General features: G+C 68.9%; 12 protein-coding genes. 6 read left to right on the top strand and 6 right to left on the bottom strand.

The annotated features are described in order from the left end of the window. Window positions 1-315 precede the first annotated feature (315 nt). From purD to ACFOY2_RS42620, 5 genes are all read left to right on the top strand, one after another. On the top strand, window positions 316-1,530 hold the full coding sequence (purD, locus tag ACFOY2_RS42640; RefSeq protein WP_379533831.1) for a phosphoribosylamine--glycine ligase: 1,215 nt from the start codon (window positions 316-318) through the stop codon (window positions 1,528-1,530). Continuing rightward, window positions 1,527-2,363 carry a phosphoribosylaminoimidazolesuccinocarboxamide synthase gene (locus tag ACFOY2_RS42635; protein ID WP_379533830.1) on the top strand — a complete coding sequence of 279 codons (837 nt, stop codon included), beginning with the start codon at window positions 1,527-1,529 and terminating at the stop codon, window positions 2,361-2,363. Before purD ends, ACFOY2_RS42635 begins: the two co-directional genes overlap by 4 nt. A 78-nt stretch (window positions 2,364-2,441) precedes the next feature. After that, entirely contained in the window at window positions 2,442-3,707 is a 1,266-nt protein-coding gene (gene murA / locus ACFOY2_RS42630) for a UDP-N-acetylglucosamine 1-carboxyvinyltransferase (RefSeq protein WP_379533829.1), read from the top strand. 201 nt (window positions 3,708-3,908) lie between these two features. Beyond that, entirely contained in the window at window positions 3,909-5,198 is a 1,290-nt protein-coding gene (locus ACFOY2_RS42625) for a GTP cyclohydrolase IIa (RefSeq protein ID WP_357813299.1), read from the top strand. 616 nt (window positions 5,199-5,814) lie between these two features. Beyond that, entirely contained in the window at window positions 5,815-6,768 is a 954-nt protein-coding gene (locus ACFOY2_RS42620; protein ID WP_379533828.1) for an EamA family transporter, read from the top strand. Between the two features lie 44 nt (window positions 6,769-6,812). On the opposite strand, the gene hisC is transcribed toward ACFOY2_RS42620, so the two are convergent. The 6 genes from hisC to ACFOY2_RS42590 all read right to left on the bottom strand — a co-directional run bounded on the left by hisC (window position 6,813) and on the right by ACFOY2_RS42590 (window position 14,643). Next, on the bottom strand, window positions 6,813-7,871 hold the full coding sequence (gene hisC, locus ACFOY2_RS42615) for a histidinol-phosphate transaminase (RefSeq protein ID WP_379533827.1): 1,059 nt from the start codon (window positions 7,869-7,871) through the stop codon (window positions 6,813-6,815). A 69-nt stretch (window positions 7,872-7,940) separates the two neighbouring features. Next, the gene (locus ACFOY2_RS42610; protein ID WP_379533826.1) at window positions 7,941-8,606 is read right to left on the bottom strand and encodes an NUDIX hydrolase; all 666 of its coding nucleotides are present in this window, start codon (window positions 8,604-8,606) and stop codon (window positions 7,941-7,943) included. Window positions 8,607-8,663: 57 nt separating this feature from the next. Next, window positions 8,664-10,454, bottom strand: coding sequence for a DUF4434 domain-containing protein (locus ACFOY2_RS42605; protein WP_379533825.1), 1,791 nt, complete (start codon window positions 10,452-10,454; stop codon window positions 8,664-8,666). Between the two features lie 29 nt (window positions 10,455-10,483). Next, entirely contained in the window at window positions 10,484-11,572 is a 1,089-nt protein-coding gene (locus ACFOY2_RS42600; protein ID WP_379533894.1) for a glycosyltransferase, read from the bottom strand. Window positions 11,573-11,591: 19 nt separating this feature from the next. Beyond that, window positions 11,592-12,854 (bottom strand): nucleotide sugar dehydrogenase, encoded by a 1,263-nt coding sequence (locus tag ACFOY2_RS42595; protein ID WP_379533824.1) that lies wholly within the window; start codon window positions 12,852-12,854, stop codon window positions 11,592-11,594. A gap of 118 nt (window positions 12,855-12,972) precedes the next feature. Continuing rightward, entirely contained in the window at window positions 12,973-14,643 is a 1,671-nt protein-coding gene (locus ACFOY2_RS42590) for a glycosyltransferase family 4 protein (protein WP_379533823.1), read from the bottom strand. Between the two features lie 56 nt (window positions 14,644-14,699). Here ACFOY2_RS42590 and wecB point away from each other — a divergent pair, with 56 nt between their 5' ends. Next, window positions 14,700-15,830, top strand: a complete 1,131-nt coding sequence (gene wecB / locus ACFOY2_RS42585) for a non-hydrolyzing UDP-N-acetylglucosamine 2-epimerase (protein ID WP_379533822.1) — start codon at window positions 14,700-14,702, stop codon at window positions 15,828-15,830. The last annotated feature ends 15 nt before the right edge of the window (window positions 15,831-15,845 follow it).

Below are 15,845 nucleotides of genomic sequence, written 5' to 3'. Positions count from 1 at the left end.
CAACACAAATGCGTGGAGGCACGATCAGGCTGCCGGATTGGAGTGGTCGGGGGCATACAGGATGTACGTGTTCGAGCACGTACTGCTGGGATCACCAGGTTTCATCCCGGACCACCTCCAATCACAAGAGACGCCGCAAAGCCGCCTTAACCTACCACAGGCGGGAGAACCTATCCGACAATACTCTCCGGGGCGGCAGGGGCTCAGGTAGAACTCAACAAAGTTTCCCATCTATTCCGGCGATAGCTGTTCAGCCGCCTCGGAGGGCCGGTACCTGAGCGTGCGACAGGCGGCGGGCCTGCGACAATGGACCGTGTGCGCGTTCTAGTCATCGGATCAGGAGGGCGTGAGCACGCCCTGTGCCGTTCCCTCAAACTCGACCCCCAGGTCAGCGAGCTCCACTGTGCTCCGGGCAACGCCGGCATCGAAGAGGTCGCCACCGTCCATCCCGTCGACCCCGTCGATCCCCCCGCGGTGGCCGAGCTGGCCACGCGGCTACGGGTCGACCTGGTGGTCGTGGGGCCGGAGGCGCCGCTCGTGGCGGGGGTCGCCGACGCCGTGCGCGAGGCGGGCATCGCCTGCTTCGGGCCGTCCGGCGATGCGGCCATGATCGAGGGCTCCAAGGCGTTCGCCAAGGAGATCATGAGGGCGGCCGACGTGCCGACCGCGCGGGCCAGGGCGTGCACCACCGAAGAGGAGGCCGCGGCGGCCCTCGACGCGTTCGGCGCACCGTACGTGGTCAAGGACGACGGCCTGGCCGCGGGCAAGGGCGTGGTCGTCACCGACGACAGGGACAAGGCGCTCGCCCACGCGCGGGCCTGCGAGCGGGTGGTGATCGAGGAGTTCCTCGACGGCCCCGAGGTGTCGCTGTTCGCGCTGTGCGACGGGAGCACGGCCGTGCCGCTGCAGCTCGCCCAGGACTTCAAGCGCGCCTACGACGGCGACCAGGGCCCCAACACCGGCGGCATGGGCGCCTACACGCCGCTGCCGTGGGCGCCCGACGGGCTGACCGAGCAGGTCATGCGGGAGGTCGTGCACCCGACGATCGGCGAGCTGTCGCGGCGCGGGCTGCCCTACCAGGGGGTGCTCTTCGTCGGGCTGGCGCTGACCTCGAAGGGGCCGAAGGTCGTCGAGTTCAACGCGCGTTTCGGCGACCCCGAGACGCAGGTGCTGCTCGACCGGCTGGAGACGCCGCTGGGCGGGCTGCTGATGGCGTGCGCGACCGGCGAGCTGGGGCTCGACCCGGTGTTCAAGGACGGCTCGGCGGTGACGGTCGTGGTCGCGGCGGAGAACTACCCGGACACGCCGGTCAAGGGCGACGTGATCACGGGGCTGGAGCCGACCGGGAACGCGTACGTCATCCACGCCGGCACCAGGCGCGACGGCGACCGCGTCGTCTCCAACGGCGGGCGGGTGCTGACCGTCGTCGGCCACGGGCCCGACCAGGAGAGCGCGCGCCGCAACGCCTACGACCTGGTCGGCCGGATCGAGCTGCGCGGCTCCCACCACAGGACGGACATCGCCCGATGAAGCACCTGCACTCCGGCAAGGTCCGCGACCTCTACCAGACCGACGACGGCCTGCTGCTGATGGTCGCCTCCGACCGGCTGTCGGCCTTCGACTACGTCCTGGAACCCGATATCCCCGACAAGGGAGCCATCCTCACGCAGATGTCGTTGTGGTGGTTCGACCAGCTCAAGGACATCGTGCCCAACCACATCGTGGCCAAGGGCGACGAAGCCCGCAGCGTGGTGTGCAGGCCGCTGAAGATGGTCGCGGTCGAGTGCGTGGCCCGCGGCTACCTGGCGGGCGGCGGGCTGAACGAGTACCGCGCCGGCGGCACGGTCTCCGGCGTGCCGCTGCCCGAAGGGCTGGAGGACGGGTCTCGGCTGCCCGAGCCGATCTTCACGCCCAGCACCAAGGCGCCCATGGGTCACCATGACGAGCCGATCTCCTACGAGCAGGTGGTGGCAGAGGTCGGCGCGGAGACCGCCGAGCAGTTGCGCCGCATCACACTGGCCGTCTACACGCGTGGCGCGGAGATCGCCCGCGAGCGGGGCATCATCCTGGCCGACACCAAGATCGAGCTCGGCTGGGACGCCGACGGGGTGCTGACGCTGGGTGACGAGGTGCTGACGCCCGACTCCTCGCGGTTCTGGCCGGCCGACCAATGGCAGCCGGGGCGTCCGCAGCTTTCTTTTGACAAGCAATTTGTACGCGATTGGCTGCTCTCGCCCGAATCAGGATGGGACAAAACATCCGGAAACCCCCCACCGCGACTTCCTGACGATGTCGTCGAACGCACACGGCAGCGATACCTAGAAGCGTATGAGCGCATCACGGGAGCTCCCTTTAGCGGATGATTCGGCTGGGTCATGTGGTGTTAGCGACTACTGTTGGCCCGATCGAGCCTCGCCGTTGATTTCAAGGAGCCGCACGAAATGGTCCGTTACCGCGTGCGCGGTGGCAACGCACTGCGTGGAACCGCGTTCATCCAGGGCGCGAAGAACGCCGTGCTACCCATGATCGGTGCGGCTCTGCTCGCCGCGAAGGGCCGCACCGTCCTGCGCAACGTGCCGATCATCGAAGACGTCCGCCGCGCGATCGAGCTGGCCGAGGCGATCGGGGCGTACGTCGAGCTGCACGAGTCGGAGCGCACGCTGGTCATCGACGCCTCCAAGGTGGACAGCCCCGTGCTGCCCGCCGAGATCGCCCGGCGCTTCCGCGGCTCGGTGCTGTTCACGCCCGCGCTGCTGCACCGTCTGGGCGAGGCCATCGTCGAGGGCGTCGGCGGCTGCAATCTCGGCAGCCGCAACCTCGACTTCCACTACCTCGGCTACAAGCGGCTGGGCGCCGTCGTCGACGAGGGCGACACCGTCATCCACGTCAAGGCCGCCGGACTGACCGGCGCCACCCTCTACCTCGACACTCCCTCCCACACCGGCACCGAGAACCTCATCATGGCCGCCGCCCTGGCCAAGGGCACCACCGTGATCGAGAACGCGGCGCTGGAGCCCGAGGTGCTCGACGTCATCCACATGCTCACCAAAATGGGCGCGCGCATCAGCGGCGGCGGCACCGGGTTCATCACCGTGGAGGGCGTGGACGAACTGCACGCCGTGGAGCACACGGTGATGCCCGACCGGCTCGACGCGGGCGTGTTCGCGATGGCCGCGGCGATCACCGGGGGCGAGCTGAGCCTGGTGGGCACCGGGCTCGACCTGGGCGTCGTCCGCTACAAGCTGGAGCAGATGGGCGTCGACTTCGCCCGGCAGGGCGCGGTGCTGCACGTGCGCTGCGAAGGCCCGCTGCGGCCCATCAACATCATCACCGACACCTACCCCGGCTTCGCCACCGACCTGCAGTCGCCGATGATGACCGTCGCCGCGCTGGCAGAAGGCACCAGCTACATTCACGAGCGCATCTTCGACGGCAGGTTCGCGCTGGCCGGCGAGCTCAACAAAATGGGCGCCAACGTGGAGGTGGAGGACAGCCGCGCGATCGTGCGCGGCAGGACGCCGCTCACCGGGACACAGGTGACGGCGCACGACCTGCGTTCCGGCATCGCGCTCGTCCTCGCGGGGCTCGCCGCCGAGGGCGAGACCCTGATCGACTCCGGATACCTGATCGATCGCGGACACGCACATCTCGCGGCACGAATGCGTGCGCTCGGCGCGGACATTACACGAGAGATTTCCGAGAGTTAAAAACCGGAAGAAAAGCGTCGTTGAGCTGCTAGAACATCTTGACGGGCGGTCAACCTGAAGGGCTTTCCGGAAAAGTCGGGCGTGACATTACGGCCCCCGCGAGCGATCGTTCCAAAAGAGAGCACTGCAACGGACGGCAGGATGGGACGAACATTGGTCGAGAGGGCCGAAGAAACTCCCCGAGTGTCACGCCCGGGCGCTATGACACCGGACCTCACCATCGGCGTGGTCGGACCCCACGACCTGGTCGAGCGAGTGATGTTGATGGGTCACGCCGCGGCGCCGCTGCCGTGTCGCCTTGTCGCGGCCGCATACCGCGACGAACAGGAGGCGCCCGACAAGGTGACACGGCTCGGTCCCGGTGTCGACGCATGCTTGTTCGCCAGCCCGGTCCCCTATGACCTGGCCAGGCGTTCCGGCGTGCTGACGATGCCCGCGACGTACGTCCAACTCGGCGGAGCAGCACTGGTGGCAGCGTTGGCCAAGGCCGCGCTGGACACCCGCATCGACCCCCAGAGGGTCAGCATCGACGTGGTCAGCAGGGCCGATGTCGAGGAGGCTTACACCGACCTCGGCATCCCCGCCACGGATGTGCACAGCCGCGACGAGCCGGGAGCGACCGGCACGATCGCGGCCTACCACGAACGCCTCGCCCGGCAGGGTGCCACCTCGGGGGCACTGACGTGCCTGCCCGCGGTGGCCGAACGCCTGAACACGGCGGGCGTTCCGGTGATCAGGATCAGGCCCACCTCAGGGGCGGTCCGGACGGCGCTGCACACCGCGGCGCTGCTCGGGGCGCACCACCGGCTGGAGGAGTCACAACTCACCGTCGTCCTGGTGGAGGTGCCGACGCTGCGCGAACCCGTGCGCCGCGCCGCGCCCCGCTACTGGCGCGATGAACTGCGGCTGTCTCTGCACCGGCTGCTGGTCCAGGAGTCGAACCGGATCAACGCCACCGTCTGGCCGATCGACGATCACAGCTACCTGGTCACCGCGACCAGGGGCTCGATCGCGGCGGCCACCGACGGATTCAGGGTGTTGCCGTTCGCCGCCAGGATCAGGGACGAACTGGGGCTGGCGGTCGAGGTCGGCGTGGGCATGGGGCGGACGACGCACGACGCGGAGTCACACGCCAGAGCCGCGCTGGCCCGCACGCAGGCGGGCAAACAGGCACAAGGGTTCGCGGTGGACCGCGAGGGACGGGCACTCATCCCGGCCCCGCGCATGCCACCGGCGGGCTCCGCCACGCTCAAGCCGAAGGGCGTGGAGGTACTGGCCAGATTGGCGGCCAAGCTCGAAGGCGGAGACACAGTGGTCGACGCCGAGGGCGCGGGCAAGATGCTCGGGGTTACGCCTCGTACGGCTCGGCGGTTGCTGCGCACGTTGGTTGACGAGGGACTCGCGTGGCCGCTTCCGCCCAACCGCACACCACAGCCTGGCCGGCCTCGGCAGCTGTATCGGCTGATCGTGGAGAAACTCGGTCCACGGTGACCGATCCCTCGAAGCGCTTCGAGTCCTTCTCGAAGCGCTTCGGGGACGCGTCAGTGCTCGCCGTTTTTGGAAGGGCAATCACCATCCAGTACGGCGAGCCAACGAGACGCCACCCGTCCTACGTGCTTGGGGGCCTTCCAGGGAGACGGCTCTGACCCTGTGCGGGGCTGGGCGCCGTTACGGCGCGCTCTGGGCCGGTTCGCGGGTCACGTGTGGCCTGCCTGGGACCTGAACGTTGACAGATCATGTCGGTCTGGCGAAGTTGTGCACCGACTCTTGTGAACTTATTGGTTGACCCGTGTAGATGAGGGTATGTTCTTCGACGCCCCCGATCGACGGGATTCGGACGGGGGCACCAAATTTTTCAGGCGGCCCTGAAGAGTTCGTCAAGGTGGGTTACCGCGTCGTTGACACAACGATCCACCAACCCCATCGGTCAACGCCTGCAACACTCTCACAGCCCCGCGCAGGCCCCTTCTGAGGCACCTCATCCGCAAGGCCCGAAATCCCCCACGCTGACGGGACATCACCGACAGGTCCATCCACACAAGCCGCGCTAGTCCAAAGTCTGATACGCGCGAGTTTTTGTTGGATGGTGCCGGTATCGTCATGAGCCATGAGTCCAAACGCCCCTGACACTCGGGCTCCGCTACTCGTCTGGACCGCGCTGGCGATCGTCTACGTGGTGTGGGGTTCGACGTACCTCGGCATCATGATCGTCATTGAGACCATGCCCCCGATGCTCAGCGGCTCCCTGCGGTTCCTGACGGCCGCGCTGTTGCTCGGCGGCTTCCTGCTGATCAGAAGGGGCCGGGAGCCGTTCAGGATGTCGCCACGCCAGTTCGGCGGGGCGGCGCTGATCGGCCTGTTGCTGCTGACCGGCGGCAACGGCATGGTGGCCGTGGCCGAGCAGCACATCTCCAGCGGCCTGGCCGCACTGCTCGTGGCGGCGGTGCCGCTGTGGCTGGTCGTGTTCAGAATCGTGTTCAGGGACCGCCCAGCGGTGCTGACGCTGGCGGGGGTGCTGGTCGGGTTCGGCGGGGTGGCGGCGCTGTCGCTGAGCGGCGGCGGTGGCGGTGGCGCCGGTGAGTCGTCCGGCACGCAGGGGATCGTGGTGATCCTGGTGGCCTCGCTGTCGTGGTCGGTCGGCTCGTTCCTGTCGGCCAGAATCCCCATGCCCTCCAACGTGTGGGCGGCCAGCACGATCGAGATGTTCGCGGGCGGGCTCGGCCTGCTGGCGACCGGCTCCCTGCTCGGCGAACGGCTCGACCTGGCCTCGGTGTCCGGGCGTTCGTGGGCCGCGCTGGCGTACCTGGTGCTGGTGGGCTCCCTGGTCGGCTTCACCGCCTACACCTGGCTGCTGGGCAACGCGCCGATCTCGCTGGTGTCCACGTACGCGTACGTGAACCCCGCCGTCGCCGTCCTCCTGGGTGTGCTCGTGCTGAACGAGGACGTCACCACGCAGATGATCCTCGGCGGCGTGGTGATCCTGGTGGGCGTCGCCCTGGTGGTGTCCACCGAGCGACGCGCCAAATCCAGGACGCCGGTGCTGGAAGAGGTCAAGGTCTAGCTCTGCCGCCCCTCTCCAAAGCCCCCCGCCGCCGAAGTGCGGATCTAGCGGGGGAACGCCTTGGCCACCGAGAGGAAGGCGTCGTTCGCCTCCGGGGAGCCGATGGAGACGCGCGCGCCCTCGCCCGCGAACGGCCGCACCGCCACACCCTGCTCCGCGCAGGCGGCCGCGAAGTCGAGGGTGCGCTCGCCGAGCCTGAGCCAGACGAAGTTCGCCTCGGTGGGCGGGATCGTCCAGCCCTGGGCGATGAGCGCCTCACGGACCCGGGTGCGCTCCTTGACCACCCGCTCGACCCGTTCGAGCAGCTCGTCCTCGGCCTTCAGCGACGCGATGGCCGCGACCTGGGCGAGGTGGTTGACCGCGAACGGGATGATCGTCTTGCGTACGGCCGCCGCCACGGGCTCCTGCGCGATCAGGTAGCCGACCCGCAGGCCGGCCAGCCCGTAGGCCTTGGAGAACGTGCGCAGCACGCCGACGTTGGGCCGGTCGCGGTAGAACGTGAGGCCGTCGGGGACGTCCGCGTCGCGCACGTACTCGTGGTAGGCCTCGTCCAGCACCACCAGCACCCGCTCGGGCACCCGGTCCAGGAACGCCTCCAGTTCGCGGCGGCGGACGGCGGTGCCGGTCGGGTTGTTCGGGTTGCACACGAACACCATGCGCGTGTCATCGGTGATCGCCTCCGCCATGGCATCCAGGTCGTGTTTCTCCTCGACCAGCGGCACCAGGACCGACTTCACCCCGGCCAGGTCGGCGAGCAGCGGGTAGGCCTCGAACGAGCGCCACGCGTACACGACCTCCACCCCGGGCTCGCCCACCGTCTCGAAGAGCTGCTGCGCCACGGTCACGGACCCGGCGCCGAGCGCGATGTGGCCGAACGGCACGTCGAACCGCTCGGCGATGGCCTCGGTCAGCTTGATCGCGCCCGCGTCGGGGTAGCGGTGGATCTGCCGCGCCCCCTCGGCGATGGCCTCGATGACGGACGGCAGCGGGCCGTACGGGGATTCGTTCGACGACAGCTTGTATGACCGCCCGTCGGGGGCCGCTACGGCCTTGCCCGGTTTGTACGGGGCCATGGTGTCCAGGATCTGGCGGAAACGAGGCATGGCCTAACTTTAGGAGCAGCGGCACCGTGCGGCATCACCGAGGCACCCTCGGGGGGTCGATGCGCGGAGTTACTCTTTGAGGCTGCGGAGCATGGGCGGGTGGAGGAGTTCGGCGGGGCCGCGGCGGTAGAGCTTGGCGGGGCGGCCGCCGTCTCTGGTGGTCGTGGCGCCCGTCTCCACCAGGAAGCCCCCCGCTTTGGTGACCTTCCTGTGGAAGTTTCGAGGGTCGAGGGGGCGGCCCCAGACGATCTCGTACACGCGCCGAAGGTCCGCCACCGTGAACTCCGGCGGGCAGAAGGCGGCCCCCAGGGGGGTGTACTCCAGCTTCGCCCTGGCGCGTTCGACGCCGTCGAGCATGATGCGGCGGTGGTCGAAGGCCATGACCGTGAGGGAGTCGACCGGCTGCCAGCTCATGTGGGCCTTCTCCGAGGCCGGGAGGTCGGGGGCCAGGCCGAGGTAGGCGACGCTGAGGACGCGCTGGCGGGGGTCACGGTCGGGGTAGCCGTACGTCTGGAGCTGCTCCAGGTGGACGGGGGCGCCGGGCAGGCCGGCTCGTTCCGACAGGATGCGGGCGGCTGCGGCCGGGAGGTCCTCGTCGAGCTGGATGAAGCCGCCCGACAGCGACCAGCGACGCAGGAACGGCGGGTTGTCGCGGCGCCACACGAGGGCGCTCAGCGCATGACCGCGTACGGTGAGCACGACCAGGTCGACGCTGACCGGGATGCTCGGGACCATGGACGGCACGTTACACGCAGTCGTGGGCGGCAAGCGAACCGTAGGTCCACCGCGGGTCTACGTGAGGATCCGGACGTGTAACGGCTCCGTGGTCGCCTGCCCGGAAGGGATCTTGACCCCGATCCTCACCCATTCCCCCGCGGGCACCTGGGACCAGTCGAACGGCACCCAGGCCGTGGACATCCCCTCCGGCAGCTCCTCCAGCGGATCCTCGTCGAGCCACCCCACGGAGGCGACCACGAGCTCCTGCCTGCCGCCCGACCACTCGACGGTGACGGTGCTGTTCTTGAAGTTGTAGCCACGCACCTCGATCCCGTCCCGGACGTCGCGTGCGCGCCGGATGGCGTCCACGGCGATCGGCCGCTGCCAGTCGGTGGTGATCTCCTTCTCCAGGGACGGGGTGCCGCAGGTCATGAAGTCGCTCCACATGTAGGAGACGACCTTCTGGACGTACCGCCCGGTCATCGTGACGGCCTGGTCCAGGCGTTTCTTGTCGGTCTTGCCGCGCGTCCCCTGCGGCGCGCACGGCTCCTTGCCGGACGGCTCGAACGCCTCGACGTTCGCCCAGAGCTGCACGTCGTGTCCGGCCGCGACCATCTCGTCGCGGGCCGCCGCCATCTCCCGGTAGTAGTCGCGCGTCGACCCGTGGTAGGCCGTGTTGTACGTCGACTCCCCCACCTCGGACCGCAGCCGCTCGTCGACCTCGTTGTCGCGTTCGTCCGGCCAGAACAGGCCCACCTTGCCGGTGCCGCGGCTGTCCTGCGGGGCGATGATGCCGACTCCCGTCTTGGCCAGGGCCTTGAACCCCTCGGCCACCTGCTTGGGCGTCCGCCCGAAGGCCACCCGTTTGCGCGCGTCCATGTAGGGGCTGATCAGGATGGGCTTGCCCGGTAACTGCTGCTCGACGATCGTGTGCTGGTCGGTGTAGACCTCCAGCGTCGGGTTCGAGGCCAGGGTGTCGGACATCTGCACCTCGAACGGCTGGTACACGCCTCCGAGCGAGTCACGGTCGGCGAAGCGGACGCCGTAGTCCTGCAGGATGCGCCGCGTCAGCGTGGTCAGCGTGCCGATGTGCTTCTTGTTGGCCCTGAGCTTGTTGTCCTGGTCGCGCGGCGCGAGCGGCAGCGCGGGGAAGATCCGCATGCCGAACTGGTCGCCCAGGTCGAGCAGCTCCTTCAGGCTGTCCTTGTCCGAGCCGGCCACCAGGATCAGGTCGTAGGAGGCCCCCTTGCTGGAGAAGTCGCAGGTGGCGTCGTCCGAGCCGTCCGGCTGCGTGATGATCCGGTAGTAGATGCGGTTGCCGGCCTCGATGGGGCGCTCCATCTTGGAGCAGCGGAACAGGTCGGGGCCGAACGACTCGTCGGTCCTGAAGACGTACGTGCGTCCGATCCGGTTGCCCGGGTTGGCCTCGCGCAGGTCGCGTTCGGCCGCGTCGTGGCAGGTCAGGCCGTCCTCCTGACAGGCCTTGTAGAGCGGGTCGAGCTCGCCGTCCCTGTCGAGGATCTCGCCGCCGTCGGAGACGGTGCGGAACTGCAGGCCGTACCCGATCCTGATGATCGTGTCGCCGCCCACGTCGTGGATCTCGCGGAGCTGGTTGCGCCAGGTGCACGGGTTCGACTTGGGGGTGATCCAGTAGCCGGTGACGGCGTAGGGGGCGCGCTCCTTGGTCTCGAACGTTCCACACTGGTCGGTGAACTCGCTCACTTGAGGCGTCGGGTCGGTGCGCGACGGCTTCGGCGCGGCGGAGACCGTGGGGGCCGGCTTGTCGTCGGAGGACGGCAACACGACGATCACGGCAGCGACCACGGCCACGATGGCCACGCCTGCGACCACGAGAAGCCAGCGCACGTTCAGGAACCCCTACCCGCCCTCGACGACTACGGCTTGACCCCGGCCCAGGACTCGAGCTGGGCGACGAACCGCTTGGCCGAGTTGGGCCAGTGGTGGTTCGCGCGGGCCGCGGCGTAACCGCGTGCCCCCTGCGCCCTGCGCTCGCGTACGTCGTCCCGGAGGGTGAGCACGGCCTGCGCGACCGCCTTGGGGTCCTCCCATGGCACCACGACTCCGCTGTCGTAGCGCTCGACCAGCTCGACGGCCCTCGGCGACGGGGTCGTGATGACCGGGATGCCGTGCGCCATGTATTCAACGATCTTGGTGGGCATCGAGTGCCGGTAGTTGGGCTCGTCGTGCAGCAACGACAGCCCGGCCAGCGCCCCGTCGAGCCGCTTGAGCGCCTCGTCGTTGGGCATGAAGTCGCGCCATTCCAGCACGCCCTCGGTGACGGCCTGGTTCAGCATGGGACGGCTCTGCGGGTCGGCGTACCCGATCAGCTCCACGGCCACCCGGTACGGCTGCAGCAGCCTGGCCACCTCGACGGCCTCCGTCACACCCCGCGCCCTGGACAGCCACCCCAGGTAGACCACGCGATCGTCGCCCGGGGGCGTCACGTCGTCGGGTACCCAGGTCTCGTTCGGCACGATGGGGTGGGCGTGCTTGAACCGGCCCGCGTACGCCGTCTCGGCCAGCATCAGGTTCATGTGGCGCTCCGCGGTGCCTTCGAGCACGCGGGCCAGGAACCGCACGGGAGGCCGCAGCGGCGAGGGCAGCCAGGGCTTGAGCGAGAGCGTGGCCGGGGTGTCCTCGTGGACGTCCCACACCACGGGCGGCCTGTGGCGCACCCCCCACACCGCGAACAGCAGCTCGGGGTCGTGGACGAGGGCGAGGTCGACCTTGTCACGCATGCGCTTGAACACCCGCCGGGCGGCCCAGACCGCCGACATGCGTTTGCGCTGTGCGGCGCGGGGAAGATCGACGCCGGTGACCCAGGAACGCGGTACCACCCCGAAGGCCGTGAAGGGGGCGGCATACGTGACCTCATGACCGGCATCCACGAGGGCACGAATCTGCCTGTGCAGAATCCGAGCGTCCTCGGGGTTATGCACCACCGTCATGACGAGCACGTGCACTGCGAGCAACCCTCCGTCGCTACAGCCGCTCGACGCGTTCACCCTCGGCGAGCACGCCGCGGGTGTCGAGAACGAGCCTGGCCTTCGCTTCGACCATGTCGAGGTCGAACGCCGCGTGCTGCTGCATGAGCAGCGTCACGTCGGCGTTGGTGACGGCCTCGGCCAGATCCTCTTGACGCGGCACTGGCGTGCCGTCTACCGACCACTCCTTGACGTACGGGTCCGCGAACGTGAGGTCGGCGCCCAGCTCGAGCAGCGCACGCGCCACTGGCAGGGCCGGGGTCTCACGATCGTCGGCGATATCCGGTTTGTAGGTGACGCCGAGCATAACGACTCTTGCGCCATTTACGGGCTTCTTATGCCGGTTCAGCAGCCGCTGTACGCGAGCGACCACATAAGACGGCATCCGCTCGTTGATCTCCTGCGCCAGCTCCACGAACCGGAACGGGTAGCCGAGCTTGCGCACGGTGTAGGACAGGTACGACGGGTCGACGGGGATGCAGTGCCCGCCGACGCCCGGACCGGGCAGGAACTTCTGGAAACCGAACGGCTTGGTCGCCGCGGCCTCGATCGACTCCCACAGGTCGATCCCGAGCTCGTCGCAGAAGATCGCCATCTCGTTGACCAGGGCGATGTTGACGTGCCTGTAGGTGTTCTCCAGCAGCTTGGCCATCTCGGCCTCGCGGGTGCCGCTGACCGGCACCACCTGCTCGATGAAGCGCCCGTAGAACGCGGTCGCCCTGTCGCGGCAGGTCGGCGTGTAGCCGCCCACGACCTTGGGCGTGTTCCGCATGCCGAACTTGGGGTTGCCCGGGTCGATGCGCTCGGGCGAGAAGGCCAGGTGGAAGTCCTCGCCCGCAACGAGACCCGAGCTCTCCAGCAGCGGCCGGGCCACCTCGTCGGTGGTGCCGGGCCAGGTGGTGGACTCCAGCACGACGAGCGTGCCCTTGCTCAGGTTGCGAGCCACGGCCTGGGTGGCGCCCTCCACGGCCGACAGATCGGGTCGGTGGTCCTCGTCCAGCGGGGTGGGCACGCAGATGACGATCGTGTTGCTCCTGGCCAGCACGGTCTCATCGAGGGTGGCGCTGAACCCGTTGGCCAGCATGTGCTCGAGGTCGGCGTCGGTCAGGTCATCGATGTAGGACTGCCCGGCGTTGAGCGCGTCGACCTTGCGGGGGTCGACGTCCACGCCGACGACCCGCAGGCCGGCGGCCACTGCCTCTTTGGCGAGCGGCATGCCGACGTAGCCCAGGCCGATGACAGCCAAGTCGATTTCTGTCACAGCGGGACCTTTGGGAGCCGGAGACAACACTTCATGGTCGCAAAGGTTATCTCAACTCCACCTAGCTCACGCCTAATGCGACGGAAACCGTCACAACAGACAGCTAACTTGAAGGTCATCATTCTGCTAGCGACCGATACAGAGCTTGATATGTCGCCGCGACGCGGCTCCACGTTCGCTTCGCGGCCACCTCCGCGCGACCCGCCTCGCCCATCTCGGCGCGCTTGGCGGGGTCGGCCTTGAGCCCCCCGAGCGCCTTGGCCAGCGCCGCCGGATCGCCCGCCTGCACCAGCATTCCCGCGCCGTCGGAGCCGACGAGCTCGGAGAGCGCCGGCAGGTCGCTGAGCACCACGGGCTTGCCCAGCGCCATCGCCTCGACGGGTTTCAATGGCGTAACAAGTCGGCAAACACGCAGGTCCTCGCGAGGACAGACGAAGATGTCGATGGCGTCCTGCGCCTGCAGCGCCTCCTCAGGGCCGACCCGGCCCGGCAGGATGGCCTGGCTCAGGCCCAGCTCCTCGACCAGCTCAAGCAGGTTCGGACGCTCGGCGCCGTCGCCGACGATGAGCACCCGCACGGGGTTGCCCTCGTCACGCAGCAGCGCGGCGGCGTGCAGCAGGGTGGCGAAGCCCTCATAGGCCACGATGCTGCTCACCGAGCCGACGACGATCTCGCCGGGCTCGATGCCGTACGCGGTCCTGAACGAGGCGCCGTCGTAGTGCGCGGTCAGCAGCGAGTCGTCCACCGCGTTGGGCGCCAGGTGGATCCGCTCCCTGGGCACGCCCCGCTCGACGATCTCGGCGGCCATGGTCTCGGCCAGCGTGACGACCGCGTTGGCCTCGCGCATCAGGAACGCCTCGCGCTCGCGCTGGAGCACCTGGCGCTCGCTGCCGACCCTGATCGGGTCGCGCGAGGCCCAGGTCTCCTCCAGGAAGCCGCGCACCTCGTAGACGTACGGCGTGCCCGTCCTGTCGCGCACGGCGTGCGCCACGGAGCCGTTGCGGTGGTCGGTGGCGGCGTGCAGGATCTGGGGCTTGAGCTCGGCGACGAGGTCGGTGACGGCGTCGGCGCCCTTGACCATGCGGCCGTGCATCTCGAACGGGATCTCGCCGTGCCCGTCGGGCAGCAGCCGGTAGTAGGGGATGCCGTCGATCTCGTCGAACGGCGACGCGTCCACGTGCCCCTGGAACATCGGCCAGCCCCAGCTCGTGGCCACGTGCGGGTCGAGCCCCGCGGCCTTCTGGGAGGTGACGATGCGGTGGGTGCGGACGGTGTAACCCGCCTGCGTGTACGGCAGCGCGTTGGTGACCAGGTGCAGCACCCGGCCCTCGACCCGCTCGGTGACGGCCACCTTGGACCCCGGCGGGATCGGGTCGGGACTGATCGCGGCCAGCTCGCCCCGGTAATAGGCGGCCCTGCGCTTGATGAACGGGTACTTGGTGTGGGCCTCGAGGACGGCGGCGGCCTCGCTGACCCGGCCGGCGTTCCAGTGTTCCTTGGCTTCGTTCCATGGACCCTTGACCACGCGCATGCCGAACTTGCGCACGGCCCTTCTGGCCCTGCGCGCGACCGGCCAGGCGACGCTGCCCACGACGGGACGCAGCCGGGGCGGAAGTGCCTCGGCCGCCGCCTGGGCGACGCGGACGGGGTCGGACTTGACCTTCGTCACGACGACGCGGGAGACGATGATCGGGTGCTGGACGAAGCCCTTGAGAAGTCCACCGACGCCGGCACGGGCGGACTTCGCGGAGACCTTTGAGGAGTCTTGACGACTGGCGTCGGATGCCACGCCGTGACCGTACCATAGGCAACGTTTTTCCCCTTCCGCTATGAAAGGCGAGGTCAATGAGGGAGAACCCCCTGGTCCTGCACGTTCTGGGCGCTCGTCCCAATTTCGTGAAAGCGGCCCCGGTGGTGCGAGCACTCGATGAACTCGGCGTGCGGCAGGGCATCATCCACACAGGTCAGCACTATGACGCGCTGATGTCGGACGTCTTCTTCGCCGATCTCGGCCTGCCGGACCCCGTGGCGAACCTGGGTGTCGGCTCCGGCACCCACGCCAAGCAGACCGCGGCCCTGCTCGTCGGCCTTGAGGAGGTCGTCCAGGAGCACGAGCCCGACCTGGTCGTGGTCTACGGCGATGTGAACTCCACGCTGGCCGCGATCCTGGTCTGCGCCAAGCTGGGCGTGAAGAGCGCGCATGTGGAGGCGGGGCTGCGCTCGTTCGACCGCGGCATGCCCGAGGAAATCAACAGGGTCGTCACCGACGCGCTTGCCGACCTGCTCTTCGCCACCTCACCCGAGGCCCTGTCGTTCCTGGCGAACGAGGGCGTGCCCGCCTCCAAGGTGCACCTGGTGGGCAACCCCATGATCGACAGTCTGTTCTCGGCCCTGCCGTCGCTGGACCCCGCGCCCGTGGTCGAGCGGCTGGGCATTCCGGGCCGCTACGCCGTGGCGACCCTGCACAGGCCCGCGAACGTCGACTCGCCCGAGGCCGCGAAAGAGCTGGTCGACGCCGTGCTGGAGGTCTCGCGCCTGATCCCGCTCGTGGTGCCGATCCACCCGCGCGGCAAGGCGCGGCTGGCCGAGGCGGGGCTGGTCGACGGGGAGTCGGTCAGGGTCGTCGACCCGCTGGGCTATGTGGACTTTCTCTCACTTGTCCGAGGCTCGGCGCTGGTCGTCACGGACTCCGGCGGCGTGCAGGAGGAGACGACCATGCTGGGCGTCCCGTGCCTGACCGTGCGGCCCAACACCGAGCGGCCGATCACGATCACGCACGGCACGAACCGCCTGGTCACGCCCGCGCTGCTGCCCGCGGCTGCGGAGAAGGCGCTGGCCGACGGCGCCACCACGCCGGCCGGCGAGCTGCCGGTGTTGTGGGACGGCAAGTCCGGGCCGAGGATCGCCACGGTGATCGCCGCCTGGCTCAAGGGCGACAACCTCGCCCCGGCCTCTCAGGGCAAACGCCCCGAATAGCGGAGATATCCGCCG

This window comes from Nonomuraea purpurea (assembly GCF_042650645.1).
In the GTDB taxonomy this organism is placed as follows: Bacteria; Actinomycetota; Actinomycetes; order Streptosporangiales; family Streptosporangiaceae; genus Nonomuraea; species Nonomuraea purpurea.
Note: the sequence above shows the minus strand (reverse complement) of the source record. Positions and strands in the feature narration are given on the sequence as shown.

Excerpts from the sequence above, each read along its gene's own strand:
- ACFOY2_RS42635 (WP_379533830.1), top strand. The coding sequence starts at position 1,527 with ATGAAGCACCTGCACTCCGGCAAGGTCCGCGACCTCTACCAGACCGAC.
- murA (WP_379533829.1), top strand. The coding sequence starts at position 2,442 with ATGGTCCGTTACCGCGTGCGCGGTGGCAACGCACTGCGTGGAACCGCG.
- ACFOY2_RS42625 (WP_357813299.1), top strand. The coding sequence starts at position 3,909 with ATGACACCGGACCTCACCATCGGCGTGGTCGGACCCCACGACCTGGTC.
- ACFOY2_RS42620 (WP_379533828.1), top strand. The coding sequence starts at position 5,815 with ATGAGTCCAAACGCCCCTGACACTCGGGCTCCGCTACTCGTCTGGACC.
- hisC (WP_379533827.1), bottom strand. The coding sequence starts at position 7,871 with ATGCCTCGTTTCCGCCAGATCCTGGACACCATGGCCCCGTACAAACCG.
- ACFOY2_RS42610 (WP_379533826.1), bottom strand. The coding sequence starts at position 8,606 with ATGGTCCCGAGCATCCCGGTCAGCGTCGACCTGGTCGTGCTCACCGTA.
- wecB (WP_379533822.1), top strand. The coding sequence starts at position 14,700 with ATGAGGGAGAACCCCCTGGTCCTGCACGTTCTGGGCGCTCGTCCCAAT.